The organism is Magnetofaba australis IT-1 (assembly GCF_002109495.1).
GTDB classification, from domain to species: Bacteria; Pseudomonadota; Magnetococcia; order Magnetococcales; family Magnetococcaceae; genus Magnetofaba; species Magnetofaba australis.
The window spans coordinates 45,598-62,667 of the sequence record NZ_LVJN01000020.1 but is presented as its reverse complement, the minus strand read 5'-3'; the positions used below and the strand labels follow the sequence as shown (position 1 = coordinate 62,667).

Here is a 17,070-nt window from a genome sequence, read left to right as displayed (position 1 = left end):
CGGCGCACACTGCGCACGCCCTCCGCGTTAGACGCTCTGATCCCAACTTTGTTGTTTCGGCTTGGCCCATTTTTCCAACGCGGCGAACAGCTCGGCTACATCGATGGGCTTGGCCAGGTGCGCGCTCATCCCCGCCGCCAGCGCGGCGCGCACATCCTCTTCGGCGGCGTTGGCGGTCATGGCGATGATGGGCGTGCCAATTTCCGGACACTGCGAATGGATCGCCCGCGCCGACGCCAAACCATCCATCACCGGCATCTGAATATCCATGAAAATCACATCATACGGATCGCTGCGGCGGGCGAACACCTTATCCAGCGCCTGCGCGCCATGCTCGGCGGTCTCCACCTCCACGCCCACTGTCTGCAAGATTTCGACCGCCACTTCCAGGTTGAGCGGTTGATCCTCCACCACCAGCGCGCGCACCCCGGCGAAACGGTCCGGCGCCGGATAGTCGGCCATGGCGTCCAACGCTTCGGACTGCGTATCCGCACGGGTGATGAAGGCGCGCTCCAAAGCGCCAAACAGCGCCGCATTGCGCACCGGCCTGGGCAGCACCGCATGCAGCCGATCCTCCTCCATGGCCTGATGCAGCGCCGCCTCCAGATGCGCGTTGGCGGCGGCCTCCTCCGAAGCGATGAGGAATACCGTCAAACGCTGCTTCAACCCCGCCTCACGACGCAATCTGTCCACCGCCATCAGACCATCTTCACACGGCGCGCGGCAATCCATGCACAGCAACTCATAGGGCGCCTCGCCCGGCGCGTTGATCACCCGCTTGAGTTCGCTAAGCGCCTGCTCAGGCGTGGCCACGCCGTGGGAGTCCAGCGCCAACTCGCCCAACTGCTTGAGCAACTCCTCACGGGCGCTGGCGTCCTCCACCACCACCAACACGCGCTTGCCGCGCAGGGCGACGCTCTGCGGCGACGGCGCCGACGCCTGCTGCTCATCAATGGCGCGGCAGACAATGGAGAAGAAGAACTCCGCCCCCTGCCCCGGTTGCGAACGCGCCTGCAGTTGCCCCCCCATCAAGGAGGTCAACTCCCGGCTGATGCGCAGACCCAACTTGCGCCCCTCTTCGGAGCTCTCCAAATTGGGGTCAACGGGCGGATCGCTGAGCAGACGCATCAATTGGGTTTTGGTCAACCCCACGCCGGTATCCTTGATGGCGAAACGAATACGGTGGCGATCACCCCCCTCCGATTGCGCCGACACCGCCACCAGCACTTCGCCGCGCTCGGTGAATTTGACCGCATTGCCGCCCAGGTTCAGCAGCACCTGTTTGAGGCGCGTCACGTCGCCCAGCAGATAGCGCGGCGTATTGCCCGCCACCTCCACCAGCAACTCGAGCCCTTTGTCCTGACAACGCTGACCAAGGATATCCGTCACTTGGCTGAGCAACAGATCCAGATCAAACGCCGACTTCTCCAACTCCATGCGACCGGACTCAATGCGGGCGAAATCGAGAATGTTGTCGATCACTCCGGACAGACTGTGCGCCGAAGCGTCGATCTTGCCCAAATAGGCTTTCTGCTGCGGCGTCAGATCGGTGCGGCCCAACAGACGGCTCAAACCGATCATGGCGTTGAGCGGGGTGCGGATCTCATGGCTCATGTTGGCCAGGAACGCGCTCTTGGCCATATTGGCCTGGGCGGCGTGGTGGGATGAGCTCTCCAACTCCTCATCCAGACGCCGCCGCTGGATCAATCCGGCCAGGGAGTGGCATACGGTCTCCAGAAACGCCGTCTCTTCAGCGTTGCGCACGCGTCCGGCGGGCAAGTAGAGGGTGAGCACGCCCAGCAGCTCCTTGCCTGACTGAATTGGCGTGCAGTAGTGGCCATGATCGCGCATCTGCTCGAAGCCGACCTTGTGGCGCTCATCCACGTGGCTGGCGTGCACCAGCGCCCGCGTCTGCGCGGCGATGCCGCACAGACACATGCCCATCTCCAGATGTGCGCAACGGGCCTTGATCTGCGGCTCCAGGTTGCGCTGCGCCACCATGGTGAGCGGCGCGTCAGGGTGCGGCCCGTTCTCTTCATAGAGAAAAATCGCGCCCGCATCGGTGAGGGTGAAACTGGCGTGGGAGAGCACCTGATCCAACGCCCGTTGCAACAAGGTCTCCATGGAGGCGCGGGTCAGGCTGAGTTTCAACAGCTGATTGATCACCACCTGGGATTGATACGCCAGCAGGCGTTCGTGCTCCACCCCTTTGGCTTCGGTGATGTCGGTGAAGGCGCCGACAAAACCACGCAGGTTGCCCGACTCATCGAACTGCGGATTGGCCTCCACCGCCACCCAAGTCTCATCATCGTGACTATTGGTGAAGCGATACTCCGCTTTGAACGGTTTGCGGTCGGCCACCGCCTGCTCCCACGCCTCCACCACCCACTGCCGGTCGAGGGGGTGCAGCGCATCGCGCCAGCCATCGCCGCTGGCTTGATGATCATTCAGTGAAGCGGCGCGCTTCCAGGCGTCGTTGACATACAGAAAGCCGCCCTGGGCGTCGGTTTCAAACACCCCCACCGGCGCCATCCCCGCCAACGCTTCGAAGCGGCCCATGCTGGTGGTGAGGGCGCGCTCCATCTCCACCATGGCGGTGATGTCCTGGGTGGCGCCCACCGCCCACACCGCCTCGCCCTGCTCGTTGGCGATGAAACGACCGCTCTGGCGCACCAGACGCTTGGCGCCATTGGGCAGCAGAATATGGTGTTGGGTAAGAAATTCGCCATTGAGGGAGTGGCGCGCGGTGGCCATGGCCCCCGCCACCCGCGGACGGTCCTCCGGGCAGACTTGATCCAGCAGCGCCTCGCCTTTGGGCGCAAAACGCGTCGGGTCGCGACCAAAAATAACGTACATCTGATCCGACCAATAGGCCACGTCGCGGGTCAGGTCCCAATCCCACGCGCCCAGGGAGGAGATCTGTTGCGCCTGGCGCAGTCGATTTTGCGCCTGGCGCAGTTTGGCGCTCAAGATCCGGCGACGCTGAATCGCGCCGCTGACGAACCAAGCCGCCGTCACCGCCAGCAGCGCAGCCATGCCGACGCTGAAGTACCAACTTCGATGACTTTGATGACCGATGCTCTCCAATAACTGCGCCTGAGAGATGCGCGAGAGCAGACGCCACGATGGCCAACCCACGCCCAAATCGCCATACACCCGCGGCCCGGCCCCGGGCAGCGTCAACGGCGAGGCGATGCGGGCGAACACAAAGCCGTCGCCCTGATGCAGGAAACTCCCTTGCCAGTGCGCCTTCATGCGCGACCACGCCAGCGCGCGGGTGGCCGGATCCGGCGTGGCGGATTCATCCAGCGTAGAGGCGGGCAACCACTCGCCGCGGCTGCTCACCAGGTAGAGCGCGCCGAGAAACAGGCGCTTGCTCTGCGCCAGACGATCAAACAGACCATCGGCGCGAAATTCGATCATCAGCAGGCCGGTTTTGCGGTTCTCGCCGTCAAAAACCGGCGTAATAAAGCGCATATTGGCCCGCGCCGTCGCCTCATCGGCGCGTTTGTCGTTGAGTCTGAGCGGCGACAGGTAGACATCGCCTCGCCGCAACGGCAACGCCATGCGCAACTGCTCAGGCTCCAATTTGCCCGCCATCTGCTCATGGCCTTTGGCCCCGCCCAACAGATAGGGTCCGCTGGCGTTCACCGCCAACCGCAGCGCGCCATCCAGATCCATCAAGCGCAACTGTTCATAGTGGGGTTTATGGGTCAAAAACGCCGCCAGATCCTGCAGCAGCGTCTCCAACTTCTTAGGCGGCAACGTCTCTTGGGTCAACGCGCGCATGCCGCGCCAGGTGGAGAGCGCCAGCAGATCCTCCACCACCCCGTGCAGATCCTGCGTCAGCGTGGCGCCGCTTACCTGCGCGCGCTGGGACTCCTGCTCGAGCAGCAGCTGAATTCTGCGCGCGCTGTCTTGATGGTGCAGCGCAAACGCCCCCGCCGCCAACGGCGCAAGGGTGAAAAATGAGAGAAACAGAAACAGCGCATTGCGTTTTTGGTTATCCTGAGTCACCGCATTGAGCGAGGCGCGCTCACGACTCTTCAACAACCAATAGCCCAGCGCCGGGGCGCATGTGAGCGCCAGAACCACCGCATTCACCAGCGTTACGCGCTGTACGGGCCACTCCGCCGCCCACACACCCAACGCCAACGCCAGACACAGCTCCAGGGTAAACGCCAACATCCCAATTTTAAACAGGATGTCCCACGCCAACGGGCGGTTGCCGACGCCGATGCTCCAGCGCGCCAGCAGATAACCAATGGGCGCCGCCACCACCGTGGCGCCGATGGACTGCACCAAGGCGTTGAACCAGAGATCGTGAATCTGAAACGCGATGACCTCCAGCAACCAAAACACCCCCAGCTGACTCGCCGTCATCAGCACACACGCCAGCAGCGTTATCCATACCGTGGTTTGCACGCCGTGGGTCTCGAAACCGCTTTGGGGGGGCGCCTCAACCATGCTCTGCCTCATCGGATTCCGTCACAACGCGTTCAGCGAGGTTTGAGGACGATGATTTCTCCTGCAGCAATTTGTGCATCAACGCGCGCAGACGCTTGACCCGCACCGGTTTCACCAGCACATCGTCCATCCCCGCCTGCAGACACCGCTCCAAACTCTCCTTCAGGGCGTCGGCGGTCAGCGCCACCACCAGCGTTTCGTCGCCATAGGGCAACTGACGCAGTCGACGCGTCGCTTCATAGCCATCCATACCCGGCATGCGCAGATCCATCAACACCAGATCCAACGGCGCATGGCGTTCAAACAGCGTCAGCGCCCGTTCGCCGTGTTCCGCCAACCACACCGTATGCCCGTCATCCTCCAACAACCCCCGGGTCACCGCCTGGTTGATGGGATCATCCTCCACCACCAGAATTTTATACCGCCGCATGCTCTGCTCACCCTCGCCCTGGACGTCAACGCCAGCGGGATGCGCCGTCACCACGGGCTGCGCCAGATGAAACAACGCTTCAAAACGGAAGATGCTGCCCCCCTCTGGACGCGCATGCGCCGTCAGATCGCCGCCCATGGCCTGGGCCAAACCGCGACTGATGGCCAAACCCAATCCCGCGCCGCCAAAACGACGGGTAATAGAGCCATCCTGCTGACGGAAGGGTTCAAACAGCGACTCCGCCTGGGCTGGATCGATCCCCTCGCCGGTATCGCGCACCTCCATGCACAACAGCGCCTGGGTGGGGCTGTGACGCAACCCCTCCAGATGGATGGAGACGCCGCCGTGATGGGTGAACTTCATGGCGTTGCCCAACAGGTTGAGCAGGATCTGTCGCACTCGAGTGGGGTCGCCCATAACCCAGGCGGGGGTGGTGGGAGAGACCTCCACATTGAGAGTCAACCCCCGCTCCTGGGCTAACCCCACCATCATCTGCAGCACGCTCTGCACCAGCGCGCGCGGCTCAAACGGGATCGACTCCATCACCAACTGTCGCGCTTCGATCTTGGACAGATCCAAAATATTGTTGAGCAGATCCATCAGCGCGTCGGCGGACTCCTCCAAGGCGTTGGCCATCTCCCGCTGGGCGCTGGTCAGGTCGGTGCGCGCCAGCCGCTGCACCATACCCAGCACGCCGTTCATGGGGGTGCGAATCTCGTGGCTCATGGTGGCCAGGAACAGACTCTTGGCCTCGTTGGCGGCCTCGGCCTGCTGTTTGGCCCGCTCCAGGGTGGCGGTGTGGGCCGACTCGCGGGTGATGTCGAGGAATTGCCACAAGCGTCCGGGTTTGTCGCCGGTGGCGATGGGCATGGAGTAGCAGGCCAGCACGCGGCCGCTCTCCAGGGCGATGCGTTCGCCACTGAGCACCTGGTCGGGGCGCAGCTCGCGCAGGCGCTTGCCCATGGTTTCGGCGTCGCGCGCGCGCATCAGCACCGCGCGCAGCAGGAAGTGGTTGGGCAGCGAAGCGGCCTCCTCTTCACTGAAGCCCCACAGCCGGGCGAAGCGGGCGTTGCAGTGGGTCAGCCCGCCCTCCATATCCACCATCGCCACGCCCGCTACGGAGGCGTCCAAAATATCGCTCAGAAGAGACTGTTGCGCACGCAACGCGCTTTCGGCGGCGCGCCGTTCGATCACCTCTTGACGCAGTTGCTGGTTGGCGGAGATCAAGCCTTCATTGCGCTCTTTCAGGCGCACCTCCAGCTCATCGGTGTGGGTGGCGATGCGGCTGAGCAGCAGCGACAGAATGCGCTCCAGCACCATCACCTCATTGGCGGCGCCGAGCTGGCTCAGATTGGCGCTGACGTCACTGGGGGTCGGCATGCGGCGTACGGCGTTCAAGGCGCGACGGGAGAGCGCCGCCAGCGGCGCGACGATCATATTGGCGATGCGCGCGGTGGCCAGCAGCCCCATGAGAATCGCCGCCGCGCCCAGGGCCACCAGCCCCAGCGCCATACCGCGCAGGGGCGCTTCGACAACTTGCGCCGGGGTGACGCTGATCAGCCCCACCGGATGTCGCAGCAGACGCTGTCCATGCAGAATGGCTTCGCCGAAGCGGAACGGTTTGTCCCGGCTCCAGTCCCACTGATCGGCCGCCTGTTTAAAGCTGATCCAGCCCGGCGGCGAGTGATCGCTCACCGGCGCGGTGATGGCGCCCACCTGTGCTGGCAGGATCGCCATGGCGACAAACCCATCCATGGTGTGGTTGAAGGCGTCGAACAGATAGCGCTGCGCCCGCTCCACATCGATGAGCAGCGTTACCCGCTCACGCTCTCCGGCGCCGTGCACCGGTTGCGATATCGCCAGCGCCGGCGCGCCGTTTTTCAGCGGCAATGCGGTCACCTGCGCCTGCCCGGCTTGATTCAACCAATAGGGGTTTTGCGGTTCGCTATAGCCGTCCTGAGTCAACGTCTGGCGAAAGTGCGCTTGCGCATGATTACTCAACGCAACAGAGAGGATCCACGGACGATTGGCGGTCTCCTCTCCCATCATGGTGGAGAGACGGGGCCGCAGGGCGTCGCGCAAAGCGGTGTTATTGACGAACACGCGGGTCTGCGGCAATTGGCCCAGGTCGTTGGCCAATTGGATCTGCGCATCGAGAAAATTGGAGAGGATCTGCGCCGCCAATGCGCTGCGCTGGGTCAGCGTCGCGTCCAGACGTTGACGAATCGCCTGTTCGGTCAGCCACACCGACAGCGCCGTCATGCCGATGATGATCACGCTCAACGCCGTCGCCGCCGCAAAGAACAGCTTAAAGCGAATCGAACGTCCGATGACGGGTTCGGCAGGCAGCGGATGCGCCTTATCACTCACGGTTAATCACCATAAGATCGCCTACGGCGGGCGCGCGAAGCCCCGCTATGCATAACTGAGTGTCTGTAAAATTAAACGACTTGGAAAGCATTCTCTCGCAGTTTGAAGCATTTTTCGCAGGGCTGACATGAAACGGGATTGATGAGTCCTGCTATGCAAACCCCAGTGTTTTCAGAGTATCGCGCCTGACAAAATTGTTCCAAGCATATTGTCTGAACCAATTATGGCAAAGTTTTACTGAGTTTTGGTGGATAAATCTTCAACACGCCATTTTCCCCCGATTACCCCATCGCTGCGCGAACACAATAAACCCAGAGAATAGGCCATTATACCATATTTATACCTTATTAATTTGTGTAATATGCCTGCTTTGCAATCATTAGCTTAGCACCATATTTAAGGGAACGTTATGTGAATTACGGCGCATGAATGGGGAATATCAGATTTTTCTATATATTTTTGTGGATAATATTTCCCGCCTATGGCACAGTCAGTTGTTGGCACGAATTCTGGCGTATCAAAATAGAGCGCTCCTAATGCGCCAGCATCAGCATTCGCCGCCACACAACAAAAAAATCGTGTCGACCTGGGGGGGCGCGACCGATGAGAATCTGAACGCGCTTGTTTACCCCGCGCGTTCAAAGCGCCCACATACACAGAGGCGCGTGTATAACTGAGATGTGCTGACTTCTTTTATAGCGATAGCGCGAGGAGAGGAAATGAAGCGTTCCATGAAGGCATCCCAACGTCTGACCCTGGTTGGCGCGGCGTTAGCCGCAGCCGCTGTCTTCGGCGGTCCGGCTTACGCCACCAACGGCATGAACCTGGAGGGTTACGGCGCCCGAGCTCACGCCATGGGCGGCGCAGCGGCGGCCTACGACGTGGGCAACTCCGCGTTGATGAACAACCCCGCAACCCTCTCCTATATGCCGGGCAAAGCCCGTCTGGGCGCCGGCTTCCGCATGCTGGGCCCCAACGTGGACCTGGATTATAACGGGGTGAAGAACGAGAGCGGCGGCGACGCGTACTACATGCCGTCCATGTCCTATATCCGCAAATATAACAACCTGACCTACGGTCTGGGCGTGTTTGCGCAGGGCGGCATGGGCACCGAGTACGGCGCCTCCAGCTCGCTGTTCCAGTCCGGCACCTCCATGTTCGGCGTCGCCGGTCGCGCCCTGTCGGGGCAAGAGATCCGCTCCGAACTCTCCGTGGGCCGCGCCATGGCCCCCATCGTCTATCAGGTCAACCCCAACCTCTCCATCGGCGCCACCCTGGACCTGGTGTGGATGGGTCTGGACCTGCAGATGGATGTGGACGGCTCCACCTTCGCCAAAATGATGGCCGGTAACGGCGGCACGGTGGCCATGTCCTCCAACCTCGCCACCACCATCGGCGGCCTCACCGCTGGCAGCTATGCCGCCTTCGGCGCCACCGACATCAACTATGGCCGCTTTGACTTCACCGACGGCAGCGACTTCACCGGCGAAGCCGATGGCGTCGGCGCCGGCTTTAAAGTGGGCATGTCCTACAAGGTCAACCCCAAGTTGACCATCGGCGCCGCCTACCACTCCAAGACCGCCATGCAGGATCTGGAGACCACCAAGGCCAGCGTGAGCTTTGCCGCGGTGCCGGCCACCATGGGCGGCGCGGTGGTGCCCATGACGCTCTCCGGTAAAATGGAGGTGCAGGACTTCGAATGGCCGCAGAAACTCGTTGTCGGCGCCGCCTACCAGGCCACTGACAAACTGTTGCTGGTCGGCGACCTGAGCGTCACTGACTGGTCCAACACCATGAAGAACTTCAAAATGAAGTTCACCGCTGACGACTCCACCAGCAACAACTACAGCACCAGCATGGGCATCGCCACTGCGGACTTCCGCGGCGAGACCATGGAAGTCTCCATGACCCAAGAGTGGGACGACCAGACCGTGCTGCACCTGGGCGCCGAATACAAAATCAACGACGCCTGGAGCGTGCGCGGCGGGGCCAGCTTCTCTGACAACCCGATCCCCGACACCTACGTCAACGCGCTGTTCCCGGCCACCATTCAGCACCACTACACCGCGGGCGTAGGCTACAAGTTCAATGACCTGCACAATATCAGCTTTGCTGCGGCCTACGCGCCCAAGTCCAAAGCGACCCAGCCTTCCGGCATGGAGATCAGCCACAGCCAGTTCAACTGGTCTCTGAGCTACAGCTATCTGTTCAAATAAGCATTCAGAGCAGAGCAAAACAGACGGCGCGTCGGCACTCCCGGCGCGCCGTTTCTGTTTGCGAACTGCGAATGCGAGGAATTTCGCTTTGCAGATTGCATGGCGTCTCGCCAACAAAAAACGATATATCTATACAATTCAGCAATTTAGTGTTTGGCCCGCAGGTTGCGCTAGAGATAAGGGAGAGCCCTTATCACCACAGGAGCGCGCGATGGACCACACACCACAGATGTTGCTCATTGTCTCGCCTTTCATCAACCACGCGTCCAGCCAACTGAGCTTTCACGTCTGCTTGGCGCCGCCGGAGGGACACCCCTTCAGCCACGATCTGAAGTGCCTATTGGGACGGCGCTATGCGGGATGGGACGCGCCCATGCGCGGCGTTGGCGCCCTCAAAGACACCAGCGCGGTATAGAGTTCTCAGAGGATACAACGCGCAACCGGACGGTTGGCGCGCTTGAACGCTGACCCAGCGACAGAGCCTAGATGGTGTCGTCACAAGATGCAAAAACGGGGCATGCTTCGCATTCTCCGCCTCAAAATGGCGCATTTGTCGTTGCGCCTCACTCCCTGAGGCTGGCTCAAGTCAATCGGCGCGCCTAAAATGCGCTCATTTTGAGCCAGGAGCCCGAGATTTGCATCTCATGACGACACCATCTAGAACAGACTATTTTGGTAGATGAGCAGCAGCACGCCCAAAGTGAGGTAGACCAAGCCGCCCACATTCCACTGGTCCATTTTACGGCGCTTGCGGCGGCTGCTGAGAAACAGCGTGAATAGCGAGAAGATAATCACCAGAATGGTCAGCCCCAGCGCCGCGCCCAGCATGTGATGATCCCAACCGCGGCGTAAATCATACACCTCGGCGGCGCGGGAGAAGAGGTTATCATACGCAGGCCGCGCCTGGTCGATGAGCACCAGCACGCCTAAGACGATCCCCAGCGAGACCACATTCAACCAGCGCTGAATTTTGACATAAAGGTCCGGCCCTTTGCGTTTATTGGGGCCGGAGAAAGCGCGGCGCTGGATGATGCGTTCCGCTTCACGACGCTTGGCGGCGGGGGAGAGGGACGTGTCGGGATGTTCCGTCATGATGCGCCTCCCTTTTACGCGTTCGGATGAACCAACAATCGGACTGTTATCGATCGCCTCGAGAGAGCAGAGCGAGCAGAATCATCACGCCGCCAGCCACCACATAGCCCAACCCCAGGGTGGCGTCCTGAGCGGTGGCGCTATAATCAATGTCTCGGTTGCCCAGCACATCCGGCGTCGCGATCATATCCCGATAACCGATAAAGATCAGATACGCTCCCAAGGCGAAAATGATCCAGCGGATAATGCGTTTTACATCCATAACCTCACTCTCCAGCTGGCCCTTGATAAGCTACTGTATAAAAGAGGGATTGCAAATCATTCTACTTTTTCAACGCTTATTGTTAGAATAGTCCAACCTGATGCAATGAGCAACAAATCCATCACAGGCGCCACACATAACATGTGTGGCGTTCCGCCTAAGCATTCAATCTGTTGTCTCTGCCAGACACCGCGCGCGCGGCACAGGGGAACATGGAATTTTAGCCAAGCGGGAGAGTTGAACATGAGATGGCGGTCCAATCAATCTCAATGCGCTGACGCGACGCCCAGCGGCGGTTTCACCCTGGTGGAGCTCTCCATGGTGCTGGTGATCATCGGCATCATCATCGCCGCCGGATTCTCCGTGCTGCCCGGCGCCACCGATACCGCCAATAAGAAAGCCACTGAAGCGCAGCTGGAAAACTACCAGCATGCATTGGAAGGGTTTGCCGTGGCGCAAGGCCGCTTGCCCTGCCCGGACACCGATGATGATGGCGCCGAAAACGCGGGCACCAGTCTCGCGCGTCCCTGCACGGCCATGTTTGGCCATCTGCCCTACCGGGATTTGGGCCTGCCCAACAACTATGACGCCTGGGGCCGCAAAGTGTATTACGCCGTGCACCAGGACTCCACCGCGACCAACGCCAGCGTGGCGGATAATTCCGGCTCCAATATCTGCACCAACTTGAAGACCTTGATGAATACTGGCGTGGCCAGCCAAGACGGCCTGATGATCGGCGACTTCAATAACACCACCTTCACCTATAACTGTGATGCCGGCGACAACACCACAGCGGCGCCCTATGTGTTGATCAGCGCCGGAGTGGAGGATGCCGACTACTCCGCCGCCAATGCGGATGAAGTGGCTGCGCTGGCTGAATTGGACGGCAACAACGAGGACTATTCCGACGGCAGTACAGTGCTGCAACGCTGTGTGGACAACCCCAGCCGGGTGTGGCGCATCGCCAACCCCGAAGATGGCAACGCCGCCGCCAACACCTCCTATGACGACATCGTTGTGGCGGGCTCCTTTGTGGGGCTGATCTCCACCCTCAATTGCCCGTAAGCTGATCACCGCCAAGGGGGATGGATATGAACGCGCCCAGCCAACGACTCCCACGCCGCCGCGAGGCGGGCTTTGGCATGATGTACGCTGTGAGCGTGCTGATGGCGGTGCTGGCCATCGCCTCGGCGGTGCTGTTGCCCAAAGTCACCGAATTCGCCAGCCTGATGACCGCCAGCAAAGACCGCGAGATCATGAAGAGCGCGCGTGACGCGGTGGAGGGCTTCATGCAGCAGAACAACCGCCTGCCCTGCCCCAGCGCCACCAATGACGGCTCCGAGGATTGTGGTGTGGAGGTTGGGTTCCTGCCCTATCGCGACATTGGCTTGGCCAATGGCAATGACACGGTAAACAATGGTTTGCGCTATGGCGTCTACCGCGATGGAACCTCCAACTTTGACGCCGCCACGTCACGCGTTGATCTATGCAACCAATTGATCACCTTGGTGGCCGCCGCGCCCAACACCACCGATCTGCATGTCACCAGCGATGGGACCAACGCGGTTAAGAACGTGCCGTTCCTGATCGCCACCGGCGGTCCCACCGACGCCGACCATGACGGCGCCGACGGTTTCTTCGATGGCTATAATGAAAGCGGCCAGGGCGCTGGAACCACCGCCAACAGCTTCAACGAAGATGATATGGCGCAGACCATCACCTCCGGAGCGGGCGCCACCACCCATACCAATGACTACGATGACCGGGTCATCACCGCCATCACCAACCGCGAGTCATTGAGAAACGCCGGCACGACCATCTCCACTCTCACTGCCGAGGATGCGGATTTTGAGTATTTGAAGGATCTGGTGGGCCGCGGAACGGAAGCGTGGTGGCAGATGGACGCTGCCGCTCCGCTTGAGGACAGCTCCTGCAACCAGGTGGAGAACCTTGTCCCCACTGGAACCACCTCCGCTCCGGCGCAGACGGCTGATCGTCACTCAACCGCCAACAGCGCCTATCATTTTGAATGTACTGTGGTCGGGAGTTGTGACGACGGCAATAGCGGCGGAATCTCCGGGGCAACCGCCAGTAACGGCGTAATTGATGGCGGCGAGTTTCTCAATCGAGATGGTTACGTCAGCATTGCCAGCACCGCAATCGGCAGTAACGATGCGGCGAACTGGACCAATTTCTCCTACTCGTTTTGGGTGAATATTCCAACAGCCAATACCAGTACAAGCTGGCAAACTTTTATTTCATCTGGACTCGGCTCAATCAATTACGTCCCCAATTCAGATACGATGCAGATCCATATTTACGATGATCGCGACGGGCTGAACACCACCGCCGCCAACTTTTATCGCGAGTCGATTACGCAGGATCTCAATGATGGAAATTGGCATCACATCGTCTATACCGTCTCAGGAACCGGCTCCAGCACATCCTATGTCGCTTATGTCGATGGGTCTGAAGTACAAAACACAACGTCCATGACCTTGTCCGACGCCGGAACAAATAAGTACAACGATAACCACGTTTGGATTGGCGCGCTCGATTTTAACAGCACGCCCTATTTCCCCGCCACAGGCTCCATTGATGATGTTCGCATCTATTCAAAAGCGCTCTCAGCAGATGAAGTCAGCGCAATCTACACCTGCGAGAACAGCACCTCTTGCAACTAAACAGAGCGCTTGACACAAAAAAAGCTCCCAATCGGGAGCCTTTTTTATAGCCTGATTCCGCCGACACTCTAACCGACCAGAATCCCATCCACCGCCGCCAACAGGGCGTCGTTCTCGTGGGGCGCGCCCACGGTGATGCGCAGCTTGTCGCTTAGACGCGGATCGTGACCAAAATAGCGCACCAGAATCCCCTTCTGGCGCAGCGCCGCCAGCCAGCCACGACCATCCAACGCCCCGGCGGGAATCTTCGCCAGCACGAAATTGGCCTGGCTCTCCGGCGCATCGAACCCGCGCTGCCGCAGCGCCGCGGTCAAACGCGCGCGCTCCGATTTGATCTTGGCGATGAGCGGCGCATAGGCGTCCAGATTGTCCAATGCGGCGGTGGCGGCCACCTGGGCCACACGGTCCAGATTGTAGGAGTCGCGCACCTTGTGCATCTGCTCGGCGATGGCCACGGACATAAAGCCCAGTCCAATCCGCGCCCCGGCCAGACACATGGATTTGGAGAAGCTGCGGGTGACGATCAGATTGGGACAGTCGGGCAGCAGCCCCAGGCCGTGATCGTCGGCGAAGTCGCCATACGCCTCATCCAGCACCACCACCCCATGGGCCTGAGTTTTTGTACACAGCTCGACCACTTCAGAGAGGGCGCAGACGTGACCGGTGGGGGCGTTGGGCCGGGTGACGAAGATCACTTTGGCGCGCAACCCCGCCAGTTCATCCACCGGCAAGCCGCCATCTTCCCGCCACGGCGCACTGGCGTAGCGTCCACCCTGCAGCGTCACCAGCGGTTCATACAGGGTATAGGTGGGGTCCAGCGCCGCCACCGTTTCGCCAGGATCGACGAAGGTGCGCAGGATGATGGTGAGCAGATCGTCCGAGCCGTTGCCCGCCACCACCTGCTGCGGCTGCAGACCGTGACCATAGGCGCGCGCGGCGGCCTCGCGCACGCTGCGCGAGTCGGGCTCCGGGTAGAGGCGCAGGGCGTCGCCCAGGGCCGCGCCCATGGCGTCCAGCACCGCTTGCGGCGGCGCGTAGGGGTTTTCATTGGTGTTGAGCTTGATGACCCGCTCTGCGGCCTGGGGCTGTTCGCCGGGCGCATATCCGGCCATGCCCAACACGGCGGGGCGGGTCCATTGCGTAACGTCCATAAAGCGTGGCTCCATACTGGCCAAAGTCAGTGAAACGCAGGAAATAAAAAAAGAAATATCGCCAACACAAATCAAAACTGGATATATTGCACGATACTGAAAACGTGGAAAATCGGGACATTTACTGGCCCGATTTTCCGGGGTCTGGGGTCCGCGACCCCAGCGGCCAAAGGTGTGCAATCCAGGGCGGCGCCCCACGATTCGGCAGGATTGCCGAATCGGACTCGCGCAGCGAGCCCAAAGGGTGAGGGCCATGGATGGCCCGAATCACGGTTTATCTTTTGATCTTGGGAGCTCGAGGGCATAGCTCTCGAAATCTCATAGCATCCCGGCGTTCACTTCTGAATGCCTGCGACTCTATCAATAATTGCCCCCACGCCGCATTGCGCGTTGGATGCAGCCGCATGATGCGGTAAATTACCTGGTTTAATGGCGTTTGCAACATCAAACCGGGGGCGCACCATCGCCCGGCGACGATGGCGCGCAGAATCTGACAGTTTCAACGCCATCCAAGCAGTTGAAATTGCAGTAGAGTGAAATCGGAATTGCGTTTTCGTTGGTTGCGCGCGCTCTGCGGAGATGACGCAACGCTTCGTCAATGGTTGTTTGAAGGCGGACACACCTATGCAAATCATCCTCGCTTTGGCGCAAATCAATCCCCACGTGGGCGACCTGGAGGGCAACTGCGGCATGATGCTGGACGCCGCGCAGACCGCCAAACGCGCCGGGGCCGACTTGGTCCTGTTCCCGGAGTTGACCCTGACCGGTTATCCGCCCGAGGACCTGCTGCATAAACCGCTGTTTCTGGAGCGCGTGGAGCAGCAGGAGAAGCGCCTGCGCCAGGGTTTGGCGGAGATGGGCGTGGATGTGCTCTACGGCGCCCCGCGCCGACTGGAGAATGGCGATGTGCTCAACGCCGCCATGCTGGTGGAGGATGGCCGCGAGACCTTCCTCACCGCCAAATGGAACCTGCCCAACTATGGCGTGTTCGACGAGCAGCGCTACTTTGTGCATGGCGAAGAGGCCAATGTACACACCTATCGCGACCTGCCCATCGGCATCACCGTGTGCGAAGACGTGTGGCACGCCCACGGCCCGGCGCGCACCCTGATGGAGCTGGGCGCGGCGATTCTGCTCAACCTCAACGCCTCCCCCTATCACCTGGGCAAGTGGCGCGAGCGCGAATCGGTGGTCAGCGACCGCATCCACGAAACCGGCCTGCCGGTGGTCTACGTCAACCAGGTGGGCGGCCAGGATGAGCTGGTGTTCGATGGCGGCTCGTTTGTGATGGACTCCGGCGCGCGGGTGAGCCTGCGCTGCGGCTTCTTCCGCGAAGAGATCCGCCTGACCCGCATCTCCTGGGATGGCGACGGCCCGGCGCAACTGGACCACCCCAAACAGACCACGGTGCAGAACCAGTTCCTGCGCACCGGCTACTGCGGCCCGTGGCGCGCGGCGCCCCACTCGGAGCCGTTCCTGAGCCCGACGCTGGATCGCGAACGGGAGATCTGGGGCGCGCTGACCTTGGGCATTCGCGACTATGTGCGCAAAAACGGCTTCACCGGGGTGGTGATCGGCCTCTCCGGCGGCATCGACTCGGCGCTGACGCTCACCATCTGTGTGGACGCCCTGGGCGCCGAGCGGGTGGAGGCGGTGATGATGCCGTCGCAGTACACCGCCGATCACAGCAACCACGACGCCATCGTGCAGGCCAACCGCCTGGGCGTGCGCCTGGCCAGCATCCCCATTGGTCGCCTGTTCGATCAGTTTAAAGCGGACTTGGCCGAGGAGTTCGCCGGGCGCGATGAGGACGTCACCGAAGAGAACATCCAGCCGCGTATTCGCGGCACCCTGCTCATGGCCATCTCCAACAAGAAGGGGCTGCTGCTGGTGACCACCGGCAACAAGAGCGAGGTGAGCATGGGTTACGCCACCCTCTATGGCGACATGGCGGGGGGCTATTCGGTGCTCAAGGATGTGCTGAAGATGACCGTCTACGATCTGGCTCGCGCGCGCAACCGCTGGGCCGAGGAGGTGGGTCTGGCGCATCCGACGCCGCAGAATGTGATCGATAAAGCCCCCTCCGCTGAACTGCGTCCGGATCAAAAAGACAGCGACTCGTTGCCGCCCTATCCAATTTTGGACCGGATTTTGAAACTCTATGTGGAGCAGGAGCGCAGCCTGGCGGAGATCGAATCCCTGGGCATCGACCGCGATCTGGCCGCGCGCGTCATCGCCACGGTGGATCGCAACGAGTACAAGCGCCGCCAAGCCCCGCCGGGGGTGCGCATCACCGCGCGCGCGTTCGGCAAGGATCGCCGCTATCCCATCACCAACGGCTTCAAAGTGTGCTAAGCGCCGCCAGAAGCCGTGGGATCAACGCCAGTAAGACGGAACA

The 17,070-nt window shown here is 61.0% G+C and carries 10 protein-coding genes; 5 read left to right on the top strand and 5 right to left on the bottom strand.

Going from position 1 to position 17,070, the window contains the following annotated elements; translation table 11 throughout:
• Positions 1–27: 27 nt before the first annotated feature.
• Together MAIT1_RS12575 and MAIT1_RS12570 are read right to left on the bottom strand one after the other, a co-directional pair.
• Complete coding sequence (locus tag MAIT1_RS12575) at positions 28–4,467, bottom strand: response regulator (RefSeq protein ID WP_085442636.1); 4,440 nt, start codon at positions 4,465–4,467, stop codon at positions 28–30.
• Entirely contained in the window at positions 4,460–7,267 is a 2,808-nt protein-coding gene (locus MAIT1_RS12570) for a PAS domain-containing hybrid sensor histidine kinase/response regulator (protein WP_085442635.1), read from the bottom strand. Before MAIT1_RS12570 ends, MAIT1_RS12575 begins: the two co-directional genes overlap by 8 nt.
• A gap of 719 nt (positions 7,268–7,986) precedes the next feature.
• Here MAIT1_RS12570 and MAIT1_RS12565 point away from each other — a divergent pair.
• Together MAIT1_RS12565 and MAIT1_RS12560 are read left to right on the top strand one after the other, a co-directional pair.
• A complete protein-coding gene (locus MAIT1_RS12565; protein WP_085442634.1) occupies positions 7,987–9,483 on the top strand; it encodes an OmpP1/FadL family transporter in 1,497 nt (498 codons plus the stop codon).
• Positions 9,484–9,694: 211 nt separating this feature from the next.
• On the top strand, positions 9,695–9,898 hold the full coding sequence (locus MAIT1_RS12560) for a hypothetical protein (protein WP_143814822.1): 204 nt from the start codon (positions 9,695–9,697) through the stop codon (positions 9,896–9,898).
• 242 nt (positions 9,899–10,140) lie between these two features.
• Here MAIT1_RS12560 and MAIT1_RS12555 read toward each other — a convergent pair whose 3' ends face one another.
• Together MAIT1_RS12555 and MAIT1_RS21860 are read right to left on the bottom strand one after the other, a co-directional pair.
• The gene (locus tag MAIT1_RS12555; RefSeq protein ID WP_085442632.1) at positions 10,141–10,575 is read right to left on the bottom strand and encodes a hypothetical protein; all 435 of its coding nucleotides are present in this window, start codon (positions 10,573–10,575) and stop codon (positions 10,141–10,143) included.
• A 46-nt stretch (positions 10,576–10,621) separates the two neighbouring features.
• On the bottom strand, positions 10,622–10,837 hold the full coding sequence (locus MAIT1_RS21860; protein ID WP_158089469.1) for a hypothetical protein: 216 nt from the start codon (positions 10,835–10,837) through the stop codon (positions 10,622–10,624).
• A gap of 243 nt (positions 10,838–11,080) precedes the next feature.
• Here MAIT1_RS21860 and MAIT1_RS21855 point away from each other — a divergent pair, with 243 nt between their 5' ends.
• Together MAIT1_RS21855 and MAIT1_RS12545 are read left to right on the top strand one after the other, a co-directional pair.
• Positions 11,081–11,902: a type II secretion system protein gene (locus MAIT1_RS21855; protein WP_158089468.1), complete on the top strand. Its 822-nt coding sequence runs from the start codon at positions 11,081–11,083 to the stop codon at positions 11,900–11,902.
• 26 nt (positions 11,903–11,928) lie between these two features.
• The gene (locus tag MAIT1_RS12545; protein ID WP_158089467.1) at positions 11,929–13,521 is read left to right on the top strand and encodes a LamG domain-containing protein; all 1,593 of its coding nucleotides are present in this window, start codon (positions 11,929–11,931) and stop codon (positions 13,519–13,521) included.
• 68 nt (positions 13,522–13,589) lie between these two features.
• Here the strand turns inward: MAIT1_RS12545 and hisC are convergent, their stop codons facing one another.
• On the bottom strand, positions 13,590–14,672 hold the full coding sequence (hisC, locus tag MAIT1_RS12540) for a histidinol-phosphate transaminase (RefSeq protein WP_085442629.1): 1,083 nt from the start codon (positions 14,670–14,672) through the stop codon (positions 13,590–13,592).
• A 624-nt stretch (positions 14,673–15,296) separates the two neighbouring features.
• Here hisC and MAIT1_RS12535 point away from each other — a divergent pair.
• The gene (locus MAIT1_RS12535) at positions 15,297–17,027 is read left to right on the top strand and encodes an NAD+ synthase (RefSeq protein ID WP_085442628.1); all 1,731 of its coding nucleotides are present in this window, start codon (positions 15,297–15,299) and stop codon (positions 17,025–17,027) included.
• Positions 17,028–17,070: the final 43 nt, after the last annotated feature.

Excerpts from the sequence above, each read along its gene's own strand:
- MAIT1_RS12545 (WP_158089467.1), top strand. The coding sequence starts at position 11,929 with ATGAACGCGCCCAGCCAACGACTCCCACGCCGCCGCGAGGCGGGCTTT.
- MAIT1_RS12535 (WP_085442628.1), top strand. The coding sequence starts at position 15,297 with ATGCAAATCATCCTCGCTTTGGCGCAAATCAATCCCCACGTGGGCGAC.
- MAIT1_RS12555 (WP_085442632.1), bottom strand. The coding sequence starts at position 10,575 with ATGACGGAACATCCCGACACGTCCCTCTCCCCCGCCGCCAAGCGTCGT.
- hisC (WP_085442629.1), bottom strand. The coding sequence starts at position 14,672 with ATGGACGTTACGCAATGGACCCGCCCCGCCGTGTTGGGCATGGCCGGA.
- MAIT1_RS21855 (WP_158089468.1), top strand. The coding sequence starts at position 11,081 with ATGAGATGGCGGTCCAATCAATCTCAATGCGCTGACGCGACGCCCAGC.
- MAIT1_RS12560 (WP_143814822.1), top strand. The coding sequence starts at position 9,695 with ATGGACCACACACCACAGATGTTGCTCATTGTCTCGCCTTTCATCAAC.
- MAIT1_RS21860 (WP_158089469.1), bottom strand. The coding sequence starts at position 10,837 with ATGGATGTAAAACGCATTATCCGCTGGATCATTTTCGCCTTGGGAGCG.
- MAIT1_RS12575 (WP_085442636.1), bottom strand. The coding sequence starts at position 4,467 with ATGGTTGAGGCGCCCCCCCAAAGCGGTTTCGAGACCCACGGCGTGCAA.
- MAIT1_RS12565 (WP_085442634.1), top strand. The coding sequence starts at position 7,987 with ATGAAGCGTTCCATGAAGGCATCCCAACGTCTGACCCTGGTTGGCGCG.